Source organism: Variovorax sp. 05N34, from assembly GCF_056397405.1.
Genome location: NZ_JBFTNI010000002.1, coordinates 721103 through 743851, shown reverse-complemented (window position 1 = coordinate 743851; position 22749 = coordinate 721103). Strand labels below are relative to the sequence as shown.

Here is a 22749-nt window from a genome sequence, read left to right as displayed (position 1 = left end):
CAGCCGACTACCGAAGTCGATCCCCACGTCCTGGTCGGTGGACGCGGCTGGCCAGTGCGAGACAGGGAGCTGCTTACGGCGCTTCTGAGATCGCGCGGTCTTTGGCTCGTTCAGCTTCCTGCAACTGCCGCCATGCGATCTTGCCTGTGGCTAGTCTCGGAAGCTCCTCAACAAACTCCACCAACCGAGGATATTTGTAGGCAGCCATTTTTGCTTTGGACCATTCAATGACATCTGCAGCAGATACGCGTCCTCTCGCAGCCTCATGCAGCACGATCACAGCTTTCACCGTCTCTCCGCGATAAGGGTCGCTGGCGGCGATCACGCATGCTTCTCTCACGTCCGGATGCTCATGCAAGAGTGCCTCGATTTCTGTAGGCCACACCTTGTAGCCGGCCGCATTGACCATGCGCTTGAGCCGATCCACCATGAAGAAGTAGCCGTCCTGGTCCATGTAGCCCAGATCTCCGGTACGAAAGAACTTTCTTTCGTCCAAGTCGATAAATGCATCGCGGGTAGCGGTTTCGTTGTTCCAGTAACCTTTGAACGTCTTGTCGCTGGAGACAACGATTTCGCCTACCTCGCCTTGTGGCAACTCCCGCAGATTCTCGGGATCCACGATCCGCACATCGGTATTGAACAGCGGGACGCCCAAACACCGCCGCTTGAAATGCACGGCAGGGTTGCCCGTGAAAGGCATGCCCTCGGACAATCCATAGCCTTCAAGAAAGTCGAGTCCGATCAACGCCTTGATGCGCTCGCCCACCGCTTCAGGCATCCCTGCGCCTCCGCCCCCCAAGCGCCGCAGCGATCGCAGGTCATAACTGTCCAGGTGAGGGCTGGCCAAGAAGTCAATCAACATGGTCGGCATCATGTTCCAGTGCGTCACCTTGCAGCGGGCAATCAGTTCAGCCGCGGCATCCCGATCCCATCGCTGGAGCAGGACCAGCGTCCCCCCAACATAGATCGGGGTGTTCATCATGTTCTGCATCCCGGTGATGTGGAAGAAAGGGAGCGCCGCCAGCACGACAGTTTCCGATTGCATCCCCATCCAGTGGGCCACCGAATTGGTGCTTGCCATCATCGAGCGGTGCGTATGCATGCAACCCTTGGGACTGCCAGTGGTTCCCGAGCTGTAGAGAATCACCGCCACCTGCTCGAAGTCCTGCGCAGCAGGGCTTGCGGTCGTATGCCCGGCCGCCATGGCCGATTCGAAGTCGTGGACCGATGGAACCGAACGTGCGGACACCCGTTCCATAGGGCTACCCGCCAGAGGTCGCCCGTTTGCGACGACGACTGCCGCAAGCTCCGTGGCCCCATCCATGGCCAAGAGTTCGTCCAGGTCTTCGCTGCCACAGAACGCGACAAGCGCTTGGCTGTCTGCTCGGTAGTGCCCTAGCTCCCCACGCTTGTTCATCGGGTTAACAGGTACCACCACGGCACCAACCCGCAGGATTGCGTAGTACGCGATGACAAACTCCCGGCAGTTCTGCATATACAACATGACGCGGTCCGCTCCTTGGACTTTCAGACCCCGCTCCAGGAACCCGGCCATCCGATCCACCTGATCGAGTAGCTCACAGTAGGTGAGGGAACCACGCGCATCTATCAGGACAGCCTTTTCAGGAAAACGGACTGCCGACACGAACAGGTTGAAGTAAAGAGTGGTGGCCGGCGTCGTCAGCTGGTGCGGAAGGTGTTGAGGCCAGTTACGGATTTGCTGCGATTTCATCGTTCTAGTTCAGTCCATCAATAACATTCAGTCGAGCGTGATGTTGAATGCGGAGATCGCCTTCGCCCAGGCCTGCCGATCGCGATTTACTCGTTTGCCGAAGGCATCATCATCTGTGCCGGTTGGCTCTTGCCCAGTGGGCAATATGCGCGCCGAGATCTCGGGACGTTGCACGATCTTGACGATGAGCTGGGACAGCTGCGCAACGATCGCCTTGGGCGTGCCGGCAGGGGCAAAGACTCCGCACCATCCGCTCGCATTCATCTCGGGGAAACCTGCCTCGATGAACGTGGGAACGTTTGGCATCAGCACTGAACGCACCGGGTTTGCTATCGCAAGAATGCGGATCTTGTTGGCATCCGCGTACTGCTTGTAGGTACCCACGGCACCCCATCCCGAGGTCAGGTTGCCAGACAGGACGTCTTGCAGGGCGGGGACCTCCCCAGCATAGGGGACGTGGACCAACTGGATGTCCGCTTGCTGGCTAAACTGCTCCGCCCAAATATGCGCCGAGGTGCCCTTTCCGTATGAGCCATAGCTCAACTTTCCGGGCTGCGCCTTCGCCAGCGCAATAAATGACTTCAGATCGGTAGCGGGGACGCTGCTGTTCACGCCGAAAGCCACCGGCGTGTTCGACACCTCCGCCACTGGAGCAAGATCGCTGAGTCGGTAAGAAGAATTTTTGCGCAACAGATCAGCCTGCAGAACGCCAGTGTGCGTGACGAGCAAGGTGTATCCATCATGTGCCGAATGCGACACCGCTGAAGCCGCAATCATTCCGCTCGCACCGGTCTTGTTTTCGACGATGACCGGCTGCTTCAACTCCTTGGAAAGCTCTTCACCGAGAATCCGCGCGACTGTGTCAATGCTTCCTCCCGGATTGGTAGGCACGATCAATTTGATCGGCCTGCTGGGGAAGGCGGTCTGGGCGGCGGCCAGCGTGCCTGCCGACGCCACGGCGGCGGCAAGCAGGAAACTCCGGCACGTTGAGAAGAACTGAACGCGACACTTCATGATGATGACTCCATTGATGCATCTGACAAGGAAACCAGTGGGCAGAGAAGTCAACCCGGTGATGGCGAGGGCAGAGCGTTTTCGTCGAGGAATTCAGGCTGCGCGGCGAACCGGGCCAGGTGGTGATCGGTGTCGCCGAGCATCAGCTCAATCACAGTGAGCCGCTTCACATAGTGGGAGACAGGGAACTCGTCAGTGAGCCCCATCCCACCATGCAATTGCACGGCTTGTTGCGCGATGAACCTCATGGCTTGGCCTGCGCGAGCCTTGGCCGCCGACGTGATCCGCCGACGCTCCTGCGGACCTACCCCCGCGGAGAGCTTGGCCGCCGCAAGCGTGGAGATGGCGCGCGCCTGAGCAAGGTGGATCGCCATGTCGACCATCCGATGCTGCAAGCTTTGGAAGCTGCCGATCGGTACACCGAACTGCTGGCGCTCCTTCAGATAGGCCAATGTCGCGGCGTTCAGGGCATCCATAGCGCCGACGGCTTCACCGCAGAGCAACACGATGCCGTAGTCCGTCGCCGCCTCAAGGAGATCCCAGCCGCGACCTTCGGAACACAATAGAGACGATATGGGCAACCGAACATCATTCAGTTCGACGTCGGCCGCGCGCAGGCCATCGATTGTCCGGTAGTCGCGCACAACGACACCTAGCGCATCGGCAGGTAGCAAGAAGAGGGATATGCCTCCCGTCTCCCGGCGGCCCCCAGAACTACGGGCGGATACGATGAGATGTTCCGCCTGCCCGCCATGCATCACGACCGTCTTGGTGCCGTCAAGCAGATGGCCACCGTCGATCACTCTCGCCGTCGTCGCGACGTCGAACAGGTCATGCCTGGATTGCCGCTCCCCCAGCGCACAGGCCAGCTTGATGCGACCTGCAGCGACATCTTCCAGCAGCGCGGTGTGACGACTGGAGAGCTTGAGAAACTCGGCGCCCATCGCCGATGAAAAGCAGGGCTCGACCAGCAGACCGCGCCCTAGCTGCTCCATCACAATGAACATGTCCAACACGCTGCCGTCGAGCCCGCCAAGAGACTCGGGCAACGCCAGCGCCGTCACTCCAAGTTCGGCCAGGGCGGTCCACGCCTTCTCCGAGACACCAGTCTCTGAGTGAATGATGGCCTTTCGTTGCTCGAAGCTGTAGTCCTTTTCGATCCAGCGGCGCAAACTGTCGGCGAACTGTTGCTGTTCCTGTGTGTAATTGAAGTTCATGATTCGATCCCTTACAGGCCCAGTACGAGCTTGGCGATGACGTTTTTCTGGATTTCGTTGGATCCGCCGTAGATCGCGATCTTTCGGTAATTGAGATACAGCGACGCCAAAGGCGCTGCGTCGTCGTTCTGCGTCACGCTGTGCGCGCGGTCGCCAATGAGGAACGCGGGATCGAAGGGAGCACCATAGGGGCCAACGGCTTCCAGCATCAGCTCGGTGATTGCCAGCTGAATCTCGCTTCCTTTGATCTTCAGCATCGATGCTTCGGGGCCTGGTGATCTGCCGTGGCTTTCCCGGGAGATTGTTGTCTGCACCAGCATCTCAAGTGCCATCAACTCGATCTCAAGGGACGCCACCTTTGCGGCAAACACGGGGTCGCTCAGTAACGGCTTATCGTTCTTGTGCTGCTTCTGCGCCAGTCGCTTGAGCAGACGCATTTCTCTCTTGGAGCGCCCGACGGCCGCGATGTTTGTGCGCTCGTGACCCAGCAGATACTTCGCGTAGGTCCAGCCCCGGTTCTCCTCGCCGATCAGGTTCGCAACCGGAACCGCGACGTTGTCGAAGAACACTTCGTTCACCTCATGCTCTTCGTCGAGCATGATGATGGGCCGCACAGTGATGCCCGGTGTTTTCATGTCGATCAGCAGGAAGGAGATGCCTTCTTGCTTCCGCGCCTTTGCATCGGTGCGCACCAGGCAGAAGATCATGTTGGCGTGTTGCGCCCACGTCGTCCAGGTTTTCTGACCGTTCAGGATGTAGTGATCGCCGACCCGATCTGCGCGCATCTTCAGCGCAGCCAGGTCGGAGCCTGCGCCGGGCTCCGAATAGCCCTGACACCACCAGTCGTCGCAGTTCAGGATGCGCGGCAGGTAGTGGCGCTTCTGCGCCTCGTTGGCGAAGGCCATGATGACGGGTGCCACCATGTTGACGCCGAAGGGCATGACGATTGGTGCGCCCGCGGCGGCACACGCTTCTTCCCAGATATGACGCTGGACTGCGGACCAGCCTGTTCCCCCGTACTCGACCGGCCAGTTGGTCCCAACCCATCCCTGCGCGGCCAGGATCTTGTGCCAGCGTACGAAGTCTTCGCGGTTCAACCGCTTGTGGTGGAGCACCTTGGCCCGCAGGTCTTCGGGCACGCTCTCCTGCAACCAAGCGACCACGGTGTCGCGGAACTCCAGGTCCCCCGCGCTGTAGTTCAGATCCACATTTGCTCCTTATGCGTTGATTCAAAGTGAGGAACCGTCGCGATCGCTCACGCTTCTGCGGCGCAGCGGCACTGCCGGCCGCTGCGAGCGGTCTGAGTGGGTGCGAGGACTTTGCGTTAGATGGGCGGCCAGTTGAAGACGTCCGCTGTTTCCTCGAGGGGCGTCAAAGCGTGGCGCATGGCGGGCAGTGCGTGTTCGGCGATGCTCTCGGGCGTCCAACCATCCGACTGATGTACAGATTTGGCCGGGCGCGGCTGGCTCATGAGCATGATTTCATTCGCGCGCACAGCGAAAACCTGGCCATTGACATCTGCACCCAGATCACTCGCGAGGAACACGGCCAAGGGTGCGACCTTGGCTGGCGTCATCAACTGCTGCTTGCGCTCGGCAGCAAGCCGCTGGGCTTCGGTCGTGATCGGAACAGATGCCACCATGCGCCCCCAAGCAAACGGAGCAATGCAGTTGGAGCGGACCCCGGATCGCTGCATGTCGAGGGCAATGGAGCGCGAGAGACCCACGATGCCCATTTTGGCGGCCGCGTAGTTGGCCTGCGCCCGGTTGCCGACGAGTCCCGAGGTGGAGGTCATATGGACAAAGGACCCGCTCCCCTGCTCCTTGAAGAATCCGGCCGCAGCACTGCTTGTGTAGAAAGAGCCGTAGAGATGCACCTTCACTACCGCGTCCCACTCTTGTTCGCTCATTTTGTGGAAGAAGCGATCGCGCAGGATTCCCGCATTGTTGACCACGCAATCTATCCGACCGAAAGTGTCGACCGCTTGCTGGATCAGCCGGCGAGCTCCGCCCTGCATGGCGATGGAATCTGTGTTGGCGCTGGCCTCCCCCCCGGCTGCTTGGATTTCTGCGACCACCCCGCCTGCCGGCCCCGGATCGCCGCCCTCGCCACTGAGCGATGCGCCGATGTCGTTGACCACGACTCGAGCGCCGGCCTGTGCCAACTGCAGTGCGATGTCTCGCCCGATGCCGCCGCCCGCGCCCGTGACCACGGCAACCTTGCCATCCATGAATTTGCTCATTGCTTCACTTTCATTTATTGAAAACGCGCTCGGGCGTGGCTGATCACGACAGCGTCGCGCGCGGCGACATGGCCCTCAAGCGCTACATGTGTGCCTTCGTCCCACATCCGGAACTCGACTTCCTCGCCTGGGTAGAGCGGCGCGGAAAAACGGGCATCCAAGCCGTGCAACTTTTGCGCGTCGCCTGAAGCGAAGGCCCGAATGACTGCAACGGCCGCCAAGCCATAGGTAGCCAGGCCGTGAAGAATCGGCCGGGGGAAGCCAGCGCGGCGCGCAACTTCCAAATCAATATGAAGCCGGTTGGCGTCTCCACAGAGACGATAGAGCAATGCTGCTTCTTTCCGTACCGAGTACCGCACGCGCTGATCGGCCTCCCGTGTTGGAGCTGCAGCGAGCGGGGGCAAGGGCTCATCGTCAAGAATCAGGTCGGCCGCCCCGCTTGCCGAGAAGCCCCCGTCGCCTCGGCAAAAGAAAAGCTGCCACGCCTGCCCATAGCGCTCTCCCTGCTCGGACTGCAAGGTCTTGCGCACGGTGATCAGCGCGCCTTTTCCTTCGCCCTTGTCGACGATGCGGCAGACGCGAGACACGCCGACGACACGGCCGTGCGGAGGCAACGCACGCTCCAGCGCGATTCGCTGCTCCCCGTGGACCAGGCGCGCGGCATCAATCTCCATCGACCTTTCGTCACGAGCCCAGAAGCCGGGCGACGCAATTACGGCCGCAATGGACGGCACAACCACCTGGTCGGCCTCGTCCACCAGTCGCAACTGGTACCTATCGAGCGGGTCGGATACTGCACCAATTGCCAAAGCATAGAGCGCCGACTCGCGCAAGGAGTAGTCGTGAATGACTGTTCGGCTCCAGGCCATCACGGCTTCGACGTTCACGCTTTCGCTCCCGCATCATCCAGCACGAAGACAGGCACTCTGACACTCCCTGCGCGACCAAATGCGACTCGCACGGCCTCGCCAACGGACAGTGCTGCAGGCGCCGCGTCCACAATGTTGGACAACATGCGTACGCCCTCTTCCAGCTGGATGAAAGCGAGAACCTGCCGGTCGGAGGCTGCTCCGCTCACTGTGTAGGAGTAGATTCGCCCGCGGCCGCTCGCGTCGACCCAGTCGACTTGGGCCGAGAAGCAATGTGGGCAACTACGGCGGGGGTAGTAGTGGCGCTTTCCGCAGTCTCGGCATTGGCCGAATAGCAAACGCCCTTGTGCGGCCGCGGCGAAGAACGCCTCGTTTTCTGGATTCGTAGCGGGAGCGGGCCATTCGCGGTCGTCTGAAAGAAACATCTGGTTAACTCCGTCCGAGAATGAGCGTGGCGCTTCCATGACGCGCCCCCAAATTGCCGCCAGTGCCTTGGGCGAGAGCGATCTCGCAATTGGGAACTTGGACCTTTGGATGCGCCTCGCCACGCAACTGGCGCACGGCTTCGATCACCTTGGTGATGCCGCCGCGGTTGGCAGGATGGTTGTTGCACAGGCCGCCGCCATCTGTGTTGAAGGGCAGCCTGCCGACGCCGGAGATGAGACCGCCGTCCTGCACGAAACGGCCGCCCTCACCCTTGCGGCAGAACCCAAGATCTTCCAGCTGGAGCAAAACTGTGATCGTGAAGCTGTCGTAGATGGAGGCGTACTGGATATCGGCCGGTTTGACGCCCGCTTCAGCAAAGGCTTGCGAACCCGAATGCGCCGCCCCCGTAACCAGCAGGTCCTCCCAGCCGCCATAGACACCGCGCACAGACTCTCCCGCGCCCAGCACAGTGACCACTGGGCGCTTGAGACTTCTCGCAATCTCTGGCCGAGTGACCACGAGCGCGCCGCCGCCATCACTCACAACACAGCAATCGAGACGATGAAGCGGGTCTGCGACGAGGGGTGAGTTGACCACGTCCTCGACGGTGACGAGCTGGCGAAGCATCGCGTTCGGATTGTGCTGAGCGTGCGTGGCAGCCGCGACTTTGATCCAGGCCAACTGCTCTGGCGTCGTGCCGTAGACATGCATGTGGCGGCGCGCAGCAAGGGCGTAGCCGGTGAGCGTGTTCATGCCGAAGGGCTGCTCGAACGCCACATCTGGCGATGTAGCACCGTATTCGCGCGGCTTCGCCGTCGACGGATCAGTGCGCGGCTTGCCGGCCAGCGTGATCAGCGCGACATTGCACTTGCCCGCCGCAATGGCCTGGGCCGCGTGCGCGACGTGGATGAGATACGAGGAGCCTCCGGTCTCCGTCGTGTCCAGATGCTTCACGTCCAGCCCCATGTAGTCCAGCATGGACAGAGGTCCCAACCCTGGAGCATCACCGGCGCAAAAGTAGGCGTCGACGTCCTTGATCGAAAGCCCCGCGTCGGCGAGTGCTCCGCGAGCGCACTCCGCGTGCAACTGGGCAACCGAGTGATGCTCGGCTTTGCGCAGTGGATGTTCGAACGCGCCCGCAATGCAGGCTTTTCCCTTCATGGTCATGAAGACGCGCTTTCCGTTGGGCGTCGAAGTTCGCGCTGGCAGCATCTGCGTTTCATTTGTTAATTCCCTCAGACAGAACGGTGTTGTGCGTACAGGAACGATTTTGGGGCGCAATTTCGGAAAGCGCAATAGCCCTGATCAATTTCCTAACGCCGCGGCTCCGACGACCGCTCTGCATCGAGCGCGACCCACAGCCTGCGCAACCGCCGTCTACCAGAGCGAAATCCCCTCTTCGCGGTCCAGCCGCCATGCCACTCCAATCCAGGCGGGCCAGAGCCCGGCGGCGCAAATCGGTCGGTCCTTTCCCGCCGTGGAGCCAGCCTTGCCGCAGTTCCTTCCATCCTTCAATGGCGATTGAAATGAGCAGTGCGCGAGCTTTGGAAGGGCTCCCTTCGACCGCCGAGGAGCTGGGCACTGCGGCATCCCCATCTGGCTGTGCCCGCGCCTCGTCTGCACCAGCGTCTGCACGTTGCGGCTTACGCGTGCCCGGATTACGGATGGCGGTGATGTGGGGGAACAGCTCGACGCTCCGGTGCTCGGGGCGTAGAGGAGGTGATCACGGCCGTGCGAACTCCCACGGGCCTGCAATTGCACCGCAAGCTCATGTCCCTAGCGCGACCGCGCGACTCTCTGCGTCTCGTGGTGAATGCCGACGACTGAAGGGCCTCGATGCAGAGCAGTCACAAAGTGAGCCTGTGGCTCATCGATGGCTTCGCTGAGAGCTCGCACAACCCGAGTGCTTCGCTTGCGCTTTCGCAAGCACAGCGAGAAGTGCGATCCAGAACAGGCAGGTCATTTTGGAGAACATGCTGGACTCCAAACGGAGGCCATCGAAGCCGAGCTGGGCCGCTTCTCTCCCCACCAGCCCGACGCCGCGGAACACGCAGCAACGGCCGCACCCTGCCGCCGGCGCGCCTGCAGCGCGCCGATGTCCACCACCGAACCGAGTCGATCACCTGCGCGTACGGCAAGAAGCCCAGGCGCATTGACCAGGACGTGGCCGACAGGCCCGACGATGTTCCCGCGTGCCTACCGTCCGAACGTTCGCCCAGAGTCAAGTGTCGAGCACGCACCCCCTCAGCGATCGACCGGCTGAATCGACGATGGCCGAGGTCCCGCAAGCAGCTCGACTCACCTTGCTCTGGACCATTTCTTTCGCGGACGCAACGGGCATCTCATGGGGAACGTGGGCGCCATTCCTTCGGATGCGATGGAATGCGCTGCAGGTTGCGCCGCTCACGCATCCGAGGACGCGATGTCGACGCGCATTGCCGGGTGAATAACATCACCGTTCTTCAGAATCTGCACATCATCCAGCCAGAGGTTGCAGTTACGCATTGGCAGGTCCAGGTGGCACGCAGTGTCGTTCGTACCGCCGAGCTCCAGGTTCGGCCCGAGCGAGAAGAGCACGTTGCCGTAGAAGGACAGCGCATTCATGACATGCTCGCTCGTGAGTTGGCGCGTCACCGAAAATTGATACCAGCGGGCTTTTTCATTGAGACCCCAACCGATGTGAGAAATGGCGTAGGCCCGAGGATCGCAGAAGCTGTCGATATAACTGCGAATGAGCTCGGCATCTAGTCCCTCGCCGATTATTTCGACCACATAGCCCTTCTCGACACGCAGCACCACTGGCGACTGGACATACTGTTTAAAGGCGCAAAGGATGTCACCGGGCTGCATCACGACCACACCATCGACACCGCCGTCGTTGCCTTGAGTGAAGGAGAAACCCGATGGGAAATGGTCCCAGCGCCCGGCCTCGGCAGTGAATCCGTACTCCGAGATGACCGGATACTGGCCGAGCTTGTAGACGATGTCGGTCCCGGCATCCGAAGTGAAGCGCAGTTGCTTTGCCGACTCCAACAATCCCTTCGCGTACTCAACGCGGCGCCGAAGATCCTCGGTGGGGAACATCTGCTTCAACACATGGAAGGGTTCCATCACCCGCAAGATGCGTACACCCGCGGCTTGGATCTCTGCCTGCTCACGCGAGAACAGCAGGCCGACCATATCGATGACCATGCTCGCGGATTTCAGCGTGGTCATTGCGAGCGCATTGCCCACCAAAGGGTGCCGTCCTTGCACACCGACCGCGTTTTGCCGACCGCGGCGCAGGTTCATGTTGAACGTGGTGGCCCCAAGGTGGGCAGCGGCCGCCATGAAAGCATGAGCGTGCTCCTGCCATTCGTCATCGGCAGTGAGTACCACGACGCTCTCTCCCTGCTTCACTCGACAGAGCTCCAGCTCGCGAGTGAACAGATCGAGCATTTCGACATCAAGTTTCAATTGCTTCTCCTAATCCGATTGATATTGGCGGCGCAGCGCGGTACTCAGCAGGTCGCTGAATCCAGCAAAGTCCTCTGCTTGCAGCTGATGTCCCGCGCCTGCTAGACGGAGCGCCTCTAGATCAGGGCGCAGATGACGCATCTCCTCAATGTCCGCATCAGAAACCACGCCGCCCTCGCCTGCGCATATCAAGGAGACTGGGCATGCACTCGCTGCAAGGTCTGCAAACATGTCCTGAGAGTGGAAGTCCTCGTAGGCTGCATAGACCGCTCGCTCATCGCAAGTCGACAGCCATTCCGCGCGCAAACTTTGTAGATCCTCTGGCCACGGAGCGGCAGTGCTCCTGCGCAACGCCTCGGCCGCTTCCCCGCGTTGGGCTGCGTGTAATAGACCAAGGGTCCGGGCGATGGGAACAGGGTAGCTTCTTCGACCGGGCCCGCTGGTGGGCGGGTCCACGAGCACAAGGCCATGCACGAGTTCTCGATCTTGTACCGATACCCGCAGCGCTATCCGAGCGCCCATCGAATGCCCAATCAGGATCGTAGGCCCCAACTCTGTCTGGCGAATAAAAGCTGCAACGTCATGCGCGCACGTGGTCAGTCCGTAGTCGAGATGCGGTCCGGCCTCGGACAGTCCACGACCTCGGACATCCAGCACGAAACAGTCATGGCGGCTCATGAGCCATCTGCCGACGTGACTCCAGAGGATTGCAGGGCTCACGATGCCGGGCACGATGAGCACGCGGGGACCAACACCCGGGAAATGCAGGTAGTGCTGCCGTATGCCATTGGCACGGACGTTTGTTCCTCTTCCAAAGTTCAAGTTTTCTCCATTGCTCGCAGCCCCGGAAAAGCGGAGGTTCATTCTGCCCTAAGGAATCTTATTCCGTCAAGCAAAACAGACAGCAAGGTGCGCGCGACAGAGACTCCAAGCCGCGGCGAACTTGCGCTTTGCTTGCGAACTCGCTGCGTCGGGTGCAGCCCAGCTTCCGCTAAGGACGAAATACACGCGTATTGGATTTACCCAGCGGCTGCGCCGCATCGTCGACCAAGGCGTTGGGTGGCCTGGCGCTTGAAGGGATCACGGCTGCAGAGGTTGCGCGGGAATCACCGGCAGCCTGAAGGGACGACCACTCTGCGCGGCGGACGCTTTCGTAACTGGAAAGCACGCGCGCGGTAAGTGGCAGGATTCGGCGCACAATCATCAGGCACCGCACTCATAGTCAGCAAGTCTGAGCGGTAGCCAGAGAGCATGGATGTTCCAGGACAGCTTGCGGGATCTCAAGTGCCAGCTCCGCTCGCATGGCCGGTGTGGTCGTGTGTTCGTCCTGATCCACGGAGAAGTCATCTCCGCCAAGCAGGCCGATTAGCCTGAACCGGGCTTGCCTTTGCGGTGTCGACAGCAACGGCTGCCAGTCATTCCAGCAAGGCTTCATTCCCTCAACAATGGCGTAGGCCCGCATCTCAGCGTCAGCGTTCCCCCCGGGCTTGACGGACTATCCCCGGGGGGCTCTCTTCCTCCCACTGAACGGAGTTCCTGGGAGCTTCGTTTTTCTTTGGATGCTAACTCGGCGGCATCGCCTCCAACGCCTTCGCTGACCGTGCGAGGCCGGCGAAGATGCCTTCGGAGACGGCCGCCGGAAAACCCTCTGGCACGCGCGCGCCGACGCGCTCAATGACGCGCGGGGTTGCCGCCAAAACCCGCTGAATCAGGCTCTCGGCATCCTGCCCAAAGTGGCATCTCTGGGCTGTTGCATTGAAGTGCCGACGCTGGATATCCTTGAAACGGTAGTGCTTGTTCTTTCCCAAAACAGCCATCGCGAGCTTGGCTTCATGTCTGGAGAACTGGCTCGGCCCGTTGCCCTCTACCGGCCATATGGACATGACATCGTAGATTGGCGTGAGGCGGTAGCGGCCCTCTGGTAGTAACGCTATGCTGAAATTCTTCGCGTGGCCGTCAGGAGCGCCCAGCATCCAGAAAAGCAGTTGAACGGTGAGTAGCGTGCCCAGGTCCTCATGTGCCTGCACAGACTGGCGCAGCACGTTGGCCAGGTCAATCATCCCCGGACCGCCATCAGCCTCGTACTTCAAGTGCGAGGGTTTTCCAAGTGCCTGGCAAAAGTCCTCCTGGAGAAGGCGTAGCCACCATTTGCCAGAAGAATGCATTCTGCGGTCGAAGCGTTCGACCGCGAGCACCTTTTGACTTCCGAAGTGCAGCACAGCCGACCGGGGTACCGGGATTCCGTACTCTTCGAGGATAGCCAGACATAGCCACTCGTTCTCGACGGACGTGCTGAAGTCTGCCTTGCGGTGCCCCACCAGACCTAGTGGCAGTTTCAGGATGTGAGTGGTTGGCGTGGCGCCGCGAGGCAGGAGCCACTGGCCTTCGTGCCAGAGAAGAGCCGTTTTTTCCTGTGCACCAGCCAGAGAGATGCGCAGCTCGTCGTCTGCGCCCATGCCAAGTCCGAAGCCACCCGGTGCGACCGTCTGCTGGAGGAGGCGTTCAACATCTGCTTCGTTCATGGGCAAGCCGTCGATGCGCTCGGCGCCGGCCGGCGCGGCGTCCTCCCCCAGCAACTGGATGGCGCCCACGCAGTCTCGCCCAACAGCCTGCAGGAGGTCGAATGTCCCGGCTGTCTCCGTTTGGAAGCGCTGAGCGAGACGCTGCCGGATGGCGATGCTGTCGGGCAAGAGGTTGTCAAAGTAGTTCTGGACCAACGCGCCTTTGTGAGCAATGCCCCGGACGAGGGGCAAGGACAGCGACAGCGGTCGCCCAGACGCGGACTCCAGCCATCTTTCGTCGTAGCGCAGTTCGTCCGCCCCGCGCCCAGGGACGCGCCAAGTGCCGACTCGTTCGCCATTGGCCCACACGGAAAGTGCCTGTGAGTGTGCTTTGCGGCCCATTTGTCACCACTCCGGCTTTTGGTCCGGAAGGTGGCCGCCCCGGACGATGGCGCCCTGACCAGCGGAATCGAGCGTTTGCGTAGCGGATGCCACCGCTGCACTTGGCTTGGCGCCAACCACGACTTCCAAGCCGAGAACTGCGAAAATATCCAGTAGCTGGCCAAGGCTCACAGAGCCCGGGTTCAACTCCATGTGCGACATTCGGCTCTGGCTGATGCCCACGCGCTCGGCGAGTTTTTTTTGCGAGAGCCCCGCGGCTTTTCGAGCAGCTTTGAGGAGTGGTCCCAGCTGCGAAGGGATCGAAAGCACTTGTCTCATCGGACTACCCGTGTGGATGATAATCACAGTTTAACTATGTGAAGGGTATTCGGCGTAATACCCATAAAACAGATAATCTGCAGATTACTCACCACGTCGCTAGTTTTCCGGGACTCCGCAGAGGTGGTCCATCGCTTCTCCTCGGCGGCTTTGTACCGTTCAGTTTGCGCATTGGCCCTGAACTAGCAGCACTGCTCTCGCAACCGCCTTGCCCTATCCCTCATTGCTCTGGCAGTACCGCAGCTCGCAAGCCTTCGATCATGCGATTGCGTCCGGAAAGAAAGGCGTCGAAACGCTGCCTCCCCATTAATCCCTGGATCATTTCCGTCGGGATAGTGATAGTGCACCAACCACAGCACTAAACCTCATGATCACCCGGTCCGACTCATAGCAGACCGATCCGACGACCCGACCGACCAGCAACGGCCTCTGCGGCTACGCAGCGGGAGTTTCTGTTCGGACGGCGCATGTCGATTTCCGACTTCGGCCAGATCTGGTTATCGGCGAAGGTCTGCTAGGGGCATTGCCATCAAGGCATCTGCCGGCGGGCCCGGGCGGTTCTGAAGGCCGGTGGTATGCGGACATCGTCAACTCAAAGCCTGTCGGCGAGATGTCGTGCAATCAAGGACAACCAACGTACCCGCGGCAATGTTCTCCTCGACCATGTGCAAAGGTATCCCGCCCCACTCCACGCAGTCCTTGACCGGAGCGGTCAAAGAGCACAACCCGATATGGTCCTCGAGACTGGCAACCCGACCGCTTACCGCCGACTGGACGCGGTTGAGCTTGCGAGCCGCAGCCGAGAAGCTTCGCGCGCATCAGGATTGCCGTGATGATTTCCAATACGCGCGGCCCTGCTTCCCTCAATGAGCTTGTGAATGAGCTGGCGCCTGCAGTGACTGCTGCCAGCCTCCAGGACGCCCTGGAGGCCGACATCATCCTTCTGCCCGTGCAATTCGCAGCACATGCGCAGATCGCGAAGGCCAGGAAGGACTGGAAGGACTGGAAGGGCAAGACCGTCGTTGATGTCACGAACTTCCGCGAAACGGACCTCACGCCGCTTGGTGGGTTGCAATCGAGTGATTTCGTGGCTATGGGACTCCCGGTGCGAGACTTGTCAAGCCGTTCAATCAGCTCCCGGCAGCTCTCCTCGCGAGCAATCCGGTCGAGGGCGGCGGACGGCGGACGGCGAGTGATGTTTGTGGCTGGCAACCATGACGAGGCGAACACAGAGGTCGCATCTTTGGTCGCGTCGCGGAAGCCTGCTGCGGTTCCGCGGTCCGCTCGTTCTGCAGAACCTCATTGAGCTCGGCGGCTGAGCGGGCTCGATCGTTGTCCATCCTTCGTGGGACTACAGAAAGACTCAATTCGGAGGATAGGCTTGGGCAAGCAACGATCCGAACCACGGGCCGGCCAAAGACAGATTCGCTTCAACTTGAGGCGAGTACCGCGCACGAGCCGCGCTGCTTTCTCCCGTGGCATATGCGTTGAACATGAAATGGACCGTCTGTGGGCTCCGCAGCTGCCAGGAAGGTCTGGAGCACCTTGACCCGTCAGGCCTCCGAACGATCTGCGGACCGAGAGCACGCCAGTTTGGGCGCCCACGCCCGAATTTTCGCAAACGCCCGCGGGCTCCTCTTTTTAAGTCCCTGGGAAGCATTTCACTGCCGTGCCGCCGCAGAGCTGGTCGACGGTGCGGCGGGTGGCCGCTTGCGGGCGCCGCTACTTGATGCAGGAACTTCCGTTTGGAATCGAGAGCTGAGGTCCGCGTTAGACCGGACTCGACGAAAGCTGCTTCGCGACTTCTCTGAGATTCGTCGTTCGTTGCATCAAGTTGGTCCGGAAGCCCGCGCCATGGCGAGCGTGTCGATGTATTCGCGGATTTTCGTCACCTTGCCGTTTTGAACGGTGATGGCGAAGACGAAGTGGTCCTCGAACGTCCTGTTCGTGGCTTTGACCTTCCCGCGGCTGAAGCCGATCATCAGAACCCGGTCGCCTTGCGCAACGAACTCGGGGGGCTCGGGAAACGAAGTCGTCAACTCGGAAGACTTGTGCAGCAAGTCGATAAGTCCCGCGTGCCCGCGGTGCGTGCCGGCCAGCGGCCAGTCCGCGCCCGGAATGATCCACTCGATGCCATCGTCCGACAAGGTTCGCAGACCCCGCTGGTCGCCGCGGCCAACAGCCGCAAAGAAGTCCTTGACAGTCCGTACATTCGCTTGTGTGCTCATCGAGATTTCTCCATTTACATTGCAGCGCATCGTGTCCGACCAATAGGACACGATTGAAAAAAACCGAGACTGGAGCAAGGGACGAAACGCTTCTTGAGGTTCGCGTCGTTCGAGTCGCTCCCGTCGCCGCGGGTACCTGTCAGCGCTTCACGAACCGATAGGCAAAGCGATCCGTCTCGCCCTTGATCGAAGGATCGAACACCTTGATCGAGTGCCGATCGTCACTTCTGGCGAGCAGGTTGCTTTCCGCGTCCAATACGAAGCCGGCCGCCTCCACCTCCTCGCGAACGGATGCAGGCGCGATCCGATGCAGCGACTGGGCGTCGCTCGTGCCCAGCCCGGCGGCGGCGTGGTCCACGATGACGTAGTAGCCACCGGGCTTCAGCCGCTCGTAGACCGCTCGATTGAAGTGGGCCGCCGTCGCGCCCCTGGCCTGCATCAGCGCAGTGTGAAGATCGTGATAGAACAGATGCATCCAAAGAACATCCGCTTGTTGCGTGACCTTGGGCATCGCCACAAGGTCCGCCGAGACGGCTTCCACGTTCTCTCGGCCCGGCTCCGTCGCAAGCGTTCGCATGCGGCTGACCGGATCGTTCTTGAAGTGGGCGACTTCGGCGGGCACGAAACTGAAGATCCGTCCTGCGGGTCCGACGATCTCGGAGAAGAGACGAGTCCAATCGCCATCGCCTGGGTAAACGTCAATGACGATGGAGCCCGCACCGACTCGCGCGAACTGGATCAACTCTGAGAGTTTGGCTTGGTCGTACATCGGAATCTCCTTTGCGGTTGGCATACGACGAGCGCGCGGGCGTGCGAGGGGGCGGTCCACGGCGGGTCCACCGTTGATCTGCACTCTCGTATTGGACCTGCGCCATGCCTCCATCGACGGCAAGATCCACACCGGTGATGTAGGAACTCTCATCAGAGGCGAGGAACGCAACTGCAGCCGCGATTTCCTCGGGGACGCCTCTACGACCCATCGGGATCTGCGCGGTGAACTGTGCGACCGCCTGCTCTGCCTGCTCAGCGGTAAGGCCCGTTGTCGTCGCCAAGGCCGGAGTATCGATGGCTCCGGGGCTCACACAATTCACGCGGATGTGGCGGTCCTTCAATTCCAAAGTCCAACCGCGCGAGAAGTTGCGCACAGCTGCCTTGCTCGCAGCGTAAGCAGTAAATCCTGGAAGGCCTAGCACGTTTGAGACCGACGAGTTGAGGATTATCGAACCGCCGTCTTTGAAGAGGGGAAGTGCCTTCTGCACCGTAAAGAACAGCCCCTTCACATTCACGTCAAAGGTCTGGTCAAAATGCGCCTCAGTAGCTACTGCGAGCGGCGCGATTGTCCCCGCGCCTGCGTTCGCGAAAAGGACGTCGATGTGGCCGTGTTTTTCTTTCACGACGGCATAGAGCCGGTCCAGATCTTCCAAGCGCGACACGTCGCCCACCACCGTCGTAACGTTTCTCTTGATGGAGGCCGCAGCCTCCACCAGTTCTTTCTCTCGTCGCCCAGTGATCACAACGTGTGCACCTTCTTCAACGAAGCGCTTGGCTGTGGCCAAGCCAATCCCGCTGCTCCCGCCCGTGACGACTGCAACCTTACCTTCAAGTTTTTTCATGATCTTCAACCTTTCATTTGTGGTGTGACGCAACGCCGCTGCTCCGTTTGGCACGAGGCGCTGTATCATTTGGTTCACTGATCCAGATCAAGATTCATAGCATCCGAATCAGTGATCCAAATATACGGATCGGTGATCCGTTTGTCAAGGAACCTATGCGAGCCGACGCCCAAAAGAATCGAACCCATCTCCTTGCGGTCGCGCTAGACGTCGTCGCCGAACAGGGTGTCAATGCGTCCATGCGCGATATCGCGCGCCGTGCCGATGTCGGTTTGGCCACACTGCTTCGTCATTTCCCGACGCGCGAGGCCTTGTTCGAAGCCTTGCTGTGCACGCATCTGGACGAGTTGACACAAAAGGCGCTCGAGCTCGAAAAGTTGAATGCGCCCGGCGAAGCGCTCGTCTCTTGGTTTGACGAATGGATGGGGTTCGCTCAGCGCTATCGAGGCGTTGTCGCCATGATGGCGGCCGCCCACACAAACCCGGAGTCCGCTCTTTATGCTGCTTGCGCCGCGGTGCACTCAGCGAGCGAGCGCCTGTTGCTTCGCGCTCAGGCCACCGGGGAGGCGCGCACCGATATGAACGGGGACGACCTGTTCGGACTGATGTCGGCGCTCGGTTGGCTTGTCGACCTGCCGGCATTCGCGAGGCGGGCCGATCATCTCTCCCACATCGTCGCAAGCGCCATCCTGCCGAATCTGCCGGGTCACGGTGTCGCAAAGCGACGTGCCAAGCCCGAGCCGTAAGGCTTCGCTGTCCGGCCCCGACGCGTCGGTCCGCGCCGCTCGCGTCATGGCCTGCGTGTCGATGTACTCGCGGATCGTGGCCACTTTGCCGCCCCGAACCGTGATGGCGAGTACCCAGCGGTCCTCGAATGGCTTGTTCGTGGCCTTGATCTTTCCCGTCGCGACACCGATGACCAGAACACGATCGCTGTGCAAGGAATTCCGGAGGCGTGGGGTAGTTCATCTCCACTTCATCGGACGCCTTCCGAAGCACGTCCGCGATTGCCGCATGTCCGCAGTACTAGCGTCCTCGCCCGGGATGATCCACTCGATGTCGTCGGCGACCAGCCCGCGGAGCCTGCTTGTCGCCGAGGCCGATGGTGGCGAAGAAGTCCTTTACGACCTTGACGTTGTTCCGGGTGCTCATGTCGTCTTCTCCGTCAGGCTCATCAGTCGACGAGGTCCTTGAAGATCAGGCGGCCCCAGCTGTTTCCCCGTGCCTGCACGAGCAGTCCATCTTCGGAAGGCCCGCCAAGCTGGATTTATCCGCGCACGCGTGAACGCCGTCCACGACATGCCGCCTGCGCACCACGCGCACCGGAAAAACCCTCATCCATGGTCGCGAAAAAGCAGAGAGAATTTGATCTCATTTTTGATTCTCGTATCATTTTTATTAACCTCAAATAGGCACCACGCAAGGAGCAACGAGCGCCTCTGACTGACAAGTCCCGACGATGGACCCGAGACGAAGGAACAATGCACCGATCGAGTCATAGTTGATTCCCACTTGAACAATCTCATTTTTGATCCTAGTATCACCCTCCGCAACGGCGGTCTCTTGCGGCCCGCTGCCCTCTTCGTTCATCAATCTGCCGACGCCAACCGTTTCGCGTCGAACCAGGAGCACTGACGTGTCATCAACTCTCGACCGAACGGCGTCCATGAGACCCGACGAAGCGGTATCCGGCTACGCGTGGAAGGCACTTGCCGGATCTGCCGTGGGCTACGCCATGGACGGCTTCGACCTCCTGATCCTGGGCTTCATGCTCACCGCGATCTCCGCGGAGCTGCACCTGACGCCCGGCCAAGCCGGTTCGCTGGTGACCTGGACGCTTATCGGCGCGGTTGCGGGCGGCATCGTCTTCGGGTCTCTCAGCGACCATTTCGGGCGCATCCGGGTGCTGACATGGACGATCGTCCTGTTCGCTGTATTCACCGGCCTTTGCGCCTTCGCGCAAGGCTACTGGGACCTGCTGCTCTACCGCACCATCGCGGGTGTCGGGCTTGGCGGCGAGTTTGGCATTGGCATGGCGCTGGCCGCAGAGGCCTGGCCAGCCAAGCATCGAGCGCGCGCGTCTTCCTATGTGGCGCTCGGCTGGCAGATCGGCGTGCTCGGGGCCGCACTGCTCACGCCGCTTTTGATGCCCCACATCGGCTGGCGTGGGATGTTCCTCGTGGGCGTGTTTCCGGCGATCGTGGCATGGGTAGTGCGGAACCGGCTTCACGAGCCTGAAGTCTTCGTGCGCAAACCCAAGGCCAAAGGCTCGAAACTGAAGTCGTTCAAGCTGCTCGTAAAGGATGCTCGCACGACCCGCACGAGCCTGGGCATCGTTGTGCTCTGCACTGTCCAGAACTTCGGCTACTACGGGATCATGATCTGGATGCCAAGCTTCCTGGCCAACAAGCTCGGCTTCAACCTCACGAAATCCGGGATGTGGACCTCGGTGACCATCCTTGGGATGATGGCCGGCATCTTTGCGTTCGGGCAATTGGCCGACCGCATCGGGCGCAAGCCAAGCTTCCTGCTATTCCAGGCTGGCGCTGTGGCTATGGTCCTGGCCTATTCCCAGCTGTCGGATCCGATCTCGCTACTCTGGGTCGGGGCGATCCTCGGCATGTTTGTCAACGGAATGCTTGGCGGATACGGTGCACTCATTTCCGAGGCCTATCCCACGCAGGCGCGCGCCACAGCGCAGAACGTCCTGTTCAACATCGGCCGTGGCCTCGGAGGCTTCGGACCGGTGGTGGTTGGCGCTCTCGTCACCGCATACTCATTCCAGGTCGCCATTTCGATGCTCGCCGCGACCTACCTGCTCGCCATGATCGCCACCCTTTTCCTCATTCCAGAGCTGAAGGGCAAGGAACTCGAATGATGCTCGCACACGCCGACAACCGGTCGCTTGGGTGCGGGCTCGTGCATGCGCCTCTTTCCCCATCAAAAGGCGAATGCTTCTCGCGCAACGCGCAGACCGTTGCCTCGTATCGCTGCGAGGTCGCAGAACACCGCTGGGTGAACGAACGCTACAGGTACCTGAGGCTCACCGCGCCGGCCGACTTGCTGAGCCTTACGAAGCCAGGGCAGTTCTACCAGCTGAAGTGCCCGGTCACGAACGAACTCAGGCCCTTTCTGCTGCGCCCCATGAGCGTCTATGGCGTAGGCCCCGAGGAGGGCACGATCGAGTTCCTCTACAACGTGACCGGTCTCGGCACCCACGCGCTCGCCAGCCTGCCCGTTGGCGGCTACATGGACATCGTCGGCCCGCTGGGAAACACCTTCGTATTGGGACCGGACTTCCGGCGCATCATGGTCGTCGCACGCGGAGTCGGTCTGGCGACGATGGCACCGCTACTGCAGCAGGCATCCAAGACCGGCATCCGGATCACTGCGATTATGTCGGCGCGCACGCCCAAGGATCTGATGCGCGATGAATTCCTGCGTGGCGCCGAAGTCGACGTGCACTGCGTTTACGACTCCGATGGCAGCTCCTCGGTAGAGGCCACCGGCGTCATCATCCGTCGGCTCCTCGATGCAGAACACCATGACGCCGTTTACACCTGCGGCTCGCATCGTGTGTTGATGCTGCTGCAGCGCATTCTTGCCGACTACCCTGGCATTCGAGGCGAAGTGGCCATGGAGCAGCGCATGGCCTGCGGCATGGGCGTGTGCCTGTCATGTGTTCGGCTGTTCGATCGAAACGGCGACAAGCAATTCCTCCGCGTTTGTCGCGAAGGCCCGGTGTTTCCGATTTGCGACGTCGTCGGGGAGGTGGAGTTTGGCTAATCTGAACGTGAGGGTCGGCGAGGTCAGTCTGCGCAACCCGGTAATGCCAGCGTCAGGGTGCTTTGCCATCGAGTACGCGGAAGCACTCGATCTTAAAAAGCTCGGGGCGCTGGTGATCAAGAGCGTTTCTCCCAAGAGCCGCGCAGGCAATCCTACGCCTCGAGTGTCCGAGGCCTACAGCGGCATGCTGAATGCCATCGGAATCCCCAGCAAGGGTCTCGACCACTACCGTAAATCGGTGCTGCCGTCGTACACGCGCTTTGACACGCCGGTCGTCGTTTCGATCTCGGCGGACACTGTCGACGAGTTCGCGGATTCCGTGGCCGAGATGTCTCTGCCCGAGGTGGCCGTGATCGAGGCCAACATCTCTTGCCCGAACCTCGAGGCTGACGGCATGGCATTTGCGATGGCCCCGGAAACGACGTACAAGGTGGTGAGCGCAATCCGGCGTCGCACGCATCATCCGGTGTGGGCAAAGCTTACGCCGAACGCCGCGCACATCGGGATTGTTGCCAGGGCCGCGGAAGAGGCTGGCGCCGATGCGCTCGTGATGGGTAACACCGTGCTCGCCATGTCGATCGACGTGCGCACGCGCAAGCCCAAACTCGGCAATGTGATGGGCGGGCTGTCGGGGCCCGCCATCAAGCCGATCGCTCTGCGGATGGTGCATCAGTGCTATCGCAGCGTCCGAATCCCCATTGTCGGTTGCGGCGGAATATCGAATGCTGACGATGCCGTCGAGTTCATGCTGGCCGGTGCGAGTGCTGTGCAGGTGGGCACGGCTTCCTTCATCGATCCGGGCGTCATGCAGACCATCATCGACGGACTGGCCACCTACTGCGAGGAATCCGGCGTCACGAACATCCGCGATCTGACAGGCCAGGTCAAGCTGGACCGCCAGCTCTCAGACCGTTGGCTGCGCTTTGCGCAGCAGTCGGGCTAGAT

The 22749-nt window shown here is 60.8% G+C and carries 20 protein-coding genes and 3 pseudogenes; 5 read left to right on the top strand and 18 right to left on the bottom strand.

From position 1 onward, the window contains the following. Positions 1–73: 73 nt before the first annotated feature. The 13 genes and pseudogenes from AC1DMA_RS07865 to AC1DMA_RS07805 form a co-directional block, all read right to left on the bottom strand. Positions 74–1732 carry a long-chain-fatty-acid--CoA ligase gene (locus tag AC1DMA_RS07865; RefSeq protein WP_478124560.1) on the bottom strand — a complete coding sequence of 553 codons (1659 nt, stop codon included), beginning with the start codon at positions 1730–1732 and terminating at the stop codon, positions 74–76. Positions 1733–1759: 27 nt separating this feature from the next. Beyond that, positions 1760–2746 carry a Bug family tripartite tricarboxylate transporter substrate binding protein gene (locus AC1DMA_RS07860; RefSeq protein WP_478143826.1) on the bottom strand — a complete coding sequence of 329 codons (987 nt, stop codon included), beginning with the start codon at positions 2744–2746 and terminating at the stop codon, positions 1760–1762. Between the two features lie 50 nt (positions 2747–2796). Beyond that, positions 2797–3963: an acyl-CoA dehydrogenase family protein gene (locus AC1DMA_RS07855; RefSeq protein WP_478143825.1), complete on the bottom strand. Its 1167-nt coding sequence runs from the start codon at positions 3961–3963 to the stop codon at positions 2797–2799. A gap of 11 nt (positions 3964–3974) precedes the next feature. Then, positions 3975–5171 (bottom strand): acyl-CoA dehydrogenase family protein, encoded by a 1197-nt coding sequence (locus tag AC1DMA_RS07850; protein WP_478124557.1) that lies wholly within the window; start codon positions 5169–5171, stop codon positions 3975–3977. A 116-nt stretch (positions 5172–5287) separates the two neighbouring features. Next, positions 5288–6205, bottom strand: coding sequence for an SDR family NAD(P)-dependent oxidoreductase (locus tag AC1DMA_RS07845; RefSeq protein WP_478143824.1), 918 nt, complete (start codon positions 6203–6205; stop codon positions 5288–5290). Positions 6206–6219: 14 nt separating this feature from the next. Next, on the bottom strand, positions 6220–7092 hold the full coding sequence (locus AC1DMA_RS07840) for a MaoC/PaaZ C-terminal domain-containing protein (RefSeq protein ID WP_478143823.1): 873 nt from the start codon (positions 7090–7092) through the stop codon (positions 6220–6222). Next, positions 7089–7499 carry a Zn-ribbon domain-containing OB-fold protein gene (locus AC1DMA_RS07835; RefSeq protein ID WP_478143822.1) on the bottom strand — a complete coding sequence of 137 codons (411 nt, stop codon included), beginning with the start codon at positions 7497–7499 and terminating at the stop codon, positions 7089–7091. Before AC1DMA_RS07835 ends, AC1DMA_RS07840 begins: the two co-directional genes overlap by 4 nt. Before the next feature lie 4 nt (positions 7500–7503). Continuing rightward, positions 7504–8667 (bottom strand): thiolase domain-containing protein, encoded by a 1164-nt coding sequence (locus AC1DMA_RS07830; RefSeq protein WP_478124706.1) that lies wholly within the window; start codon positions 8665–8667, stop codon positions 7504–7506. A gap of 1236 nt (positions 8668–9903) precedes the next feature. Continuing rightward, entirely contained in the window at positions 9904–10956 is a 1053-nt protein-coding gene (locus AC1DMA_RS07825; RefSeq protein ID WP_478124554.1) for a 2,5-dihydroxypyridine 5,6-dioxygenase NicX family protein, read from the bottom strand. A gap of 9 nt (positions 10957–10965) precedes the next feature. Beyond that, complete coding sequence (locus AC1DMA_RS07820) at positions 10966–11778, bottom strand: alpha/beta fold hydrolase (protein WP_478143821.1); 813 nt, start codon at positions 11776–11778, stop codon at positions 10966–10968. A 740-nt stretch (positions 11779–12518) separates the two neighbouring features. Then, on the bottom strand, positions 12519–13859 hold the full coding sequence (locus tag AC1DMA_RS07815) for a type II toxin-antitoxin system HipA family toxin (protein ID WP_478124552.1): 1341 nt from the start codon (positions 13857–13859) through the stop codon (positions 12519–12521). Positions 13860–13862: 3 nt separating this feature from the next. Continuing rightward, positions 13863–14177: a helix-turn-helix domain-containing protein gene (locus tag AC1DMA_RS07810; RefSeq protein ID WP_478143820.1), complete on the bottom strand. Its 315-nt coding sequence runs from the start codon at positions 14175–14177 to the stop codon at positions 13863–13865. A 587-nt stretch (positions 14178–14764) separates the two neighbouring features. Then, a pseudogene (locus AC1DMA_RS07805) lies at positions 14765–14950 on the bottom strand (hypothetical protein); the annotation flags it as partial. A 59-nt stretch (positions 14951–15009) separates the two neighbouring features. On the opposite strand from AC1DMA_RS07805, the gene AC1DMA_RS07800 reads away from it, so the two are divergent. Then, positions 15010–15483 carry an NAD(P)-binding domain-containing protein gene (locus AC1DMA_RS07800; RefSeq protein ID WP_478143819.1) on the top strand — a complete coding sequence of 158 codons (474 nt, stop codon included), beginning with the start codon at positions 15010–15012 and terminating at the stop codon, positions 15481–15483. Positions 15484–16006: 523 nt separating this feature from the next. Here the strand turns inward: AC1DMA_RS07800 and AC1DMA_RS07795 are convergent. From AC1DMA_RS07795 to AC1DMA_RS07785, 3 genes and pseudogenes are all read right to left on the bottom strand, one after another. Further along, on the bottom strand, positions 16007–16405 hold the full coding sequence (locus tag AC1DMA_RS07795; RefSeq protein WP_478124549.1) for a nuclear transport factor 2 family protein: 399 nt from the start codon (positions 16403–16405) through the stop codon (positions 16007–16009). Positions 16406–16544: 139 nt separating this feature from the next. Next, a complete protein-coding gene (locus AC1DMA_RS07790; RefSeq protein WP_478124548.1) occupies positions 16545–17174 on the bottom strand; it encodes a class I SAM-dependent methyltransferase in 630 nt (209 codons plus the stop codon). 94 nt (positions 17175–17268) lie between these two features. After that, positions 17269–18018 (bottom strand): annotated as a pseudogene (locus AC1DMA_RS07785) (SDR family NAD(P)-dependent oxidoreductase); the annotation flags it as partial. A gap of 47 nt (positions 18019–18065) precedes the next feature. Between AC1DMA_RS07785 and AC1DMA_RS07780 the strand changes: the two are divergent. After that, positions 18066–18764: a TetR/AcrR family transcriptional regulator gene (locus tag AC1DMA_RS07780; protein WP_478143818.1), complete on the top strand. Its 699-nt coding sequence runs from the start codon at positions 18066–18068 to the stop codon at positions 18762–18764. Positions 18765–19044: 280 nt separating this feature from the next. On the opposite strand, the gene AC1DMA_RS07775 is transcribed toward AC1DMA_RS07780, so the two are convergent. Both AC1DMA_RS07775 and AC1DMA_RS07770 read right to left on the bottom strand, forming a co-directional pair. Further along, positions 19045–19170, bottom strand: coding sequence for a hypothetical protein (locus AC1DMA_RS07775; RefSeq protein ID WP_478124545.1), 126 nt, complete (start codon positions 19168–19170; stop codon positions 19045–19047). A 22-nt stretch (positions 19171–19192) separates the two neighbouring features. Next, positions 19193–19285 (bottom strand): annotated as a pseudogene (locus AC1DMA_RS07770) (NADP oxidoreductase coenzyme); the annotation flags it as partial. Positions 19286–19684: 399 nt separating this feature from the next. On the opposite strand from AC1DMA_RS07770, the gene AC1DMA_RS07765 reads away from it, so the two are divergent. Genes AC1DMA_RS07765 through AC1DMA_RS07755 form a run of 3 tightly spaced genes read left to right on the top strand, consistent with a single transcriptional unit; the run spans position 19685 to position 22747 of the window. Beyond that, positions 19685–20896, top strand: coding sequence for an MFS transporter (locus tag AC1DMA_RS07765; protein WP_478143817.1), 1212 nt, complete (start codon positions 19685–19687; stop codon positions 20894–20896). After that, entirely contained in the window at positions 20893–21804 is a 912-nt protein-coding gene (locus tag AC1DMA_RS07760) for a dihydroorotate dehydrogenase electron transfer subunit (RefSeq protein WP_478124543.1), read from the top strand. The genes AC1DMA_RS07765 and AC1DMA_RS07760 overlap by 4 nt, the downstream gene beginning before the upstream one ends. Further along, positions 21797–22747, top strand: coding sequence for a dihydroorotate dehydrogenase (locus tag AC1DMA_RS07755; protein WP_478124542.1), 951 nt, complete (start codon positions 21797–21799; stop codon positions 22745–22747). The genes AC1DMA_RS07760 and AC1DMA_RS07755 overlap by 8 nt, the downstream gene beginning before the upstream one ends. The last annotated feature ends 2 nt before the right edge of the window (positions 22748–22749 follow it).

Coding starts and splice junctions, on each gene's coding strand:
- AC1DMA_RS07860 (WP_478143826.1), bottom strand. CDS start 2,746: ATGAAGTGTCGCGTTCAGTTCTTCTCAACGTGCCGGAGTTTCCTGCTT.
- AC1DMA_RS07775 (WP_478124545.1), bottom strand. CDS start 19,170: ATGAGCACCCGGAACAACGTCAAGGTCGTAAAGGACTTCTTCGCCACC.
- AC1DMA_RS07845 (WP_478143824.1), bottom strand. CDS start 6,205: ATGAGCAAATTCATGGATGGCAAGGTTGCCGTGGTCACGGGCGCGGGC.
- AC1DMA_RS07760 (WP_478124543.1), top strand. CDS start 20,893: ATGATGCTCGCACACGCCGACAACCGGTCGCTTGGGTGCGGGCTCGTG.
- AC1DMA_RS07765 (WP_478143817.1), top strand. CDS start 19,685: ATGAGACCCGACGAAGCGGTATCCGGCTACGCGTGGAAGGCACTTGCC.
- AC1DMA_RS07795 (WP_478124549.1), bottom strand. CDS start 16,405: ATGAGCACACAAGCGAATGTACGGACTGTCAAGGACTTCTTTGCGGCT.
- AC1DMA_RS07800 (WP_478143819.1), top strand. CDS start 15,010: ATGATTTCCAATACGCGCGGCCCTGCTTCCCTCAATGAGCTTGTGAAT.
- AC1DMA_RS07865 (WP_478124560.1), bottom strand. CDS start 1,732: ATGAAATCGCAGCAAATCCGTAACTGGCCTCAACACCTTCCGCACCAG.
- AC1DMA_RS07830 (WP_478124706.1), bottom strand. CDS start 8,667: ATGACCATGAAGGGAAAAGCCTGCATTGCGGGCGCGTTCGAACATCCA.
- AC1DMA_RS07810 (WP_478143820.1), bottom strand. CDS start 14,177: ATGAGACAAGTGCTTTCGATCCCTTCGCAGCTGGGACCACTCCTCAAA.
- AC1DMA_RS07855 (WP_478143825.1), bottom strand. CDS start 3,963: ATGAACTTCAATTACACACAGGAACAGCAACAGTTCGCCGACAGTTTG.
- AC1DMA_RS07835 (WP_478143822.1), bottom strand. CDS start 7,499: ATGTTTCTTTCAGACGACCGCGAATGGCCCGCTCCCGCTACGAATCCA.
- AC1DMA_RS07815 (WP_478124552.1), bottom strand. CDS start 13,859: ATGGGCCGCAAAGCACACTCACAGGCACTTTCCGTGTGGGCCAATGGC.
- AC1DMA_RS07790 (WP_478124548.1), bottom strand. CDS start 17,174: ATGTACGACCAAGCCAAACTCTCAGAGTTGATCCAGTTCGCGCGAGTC.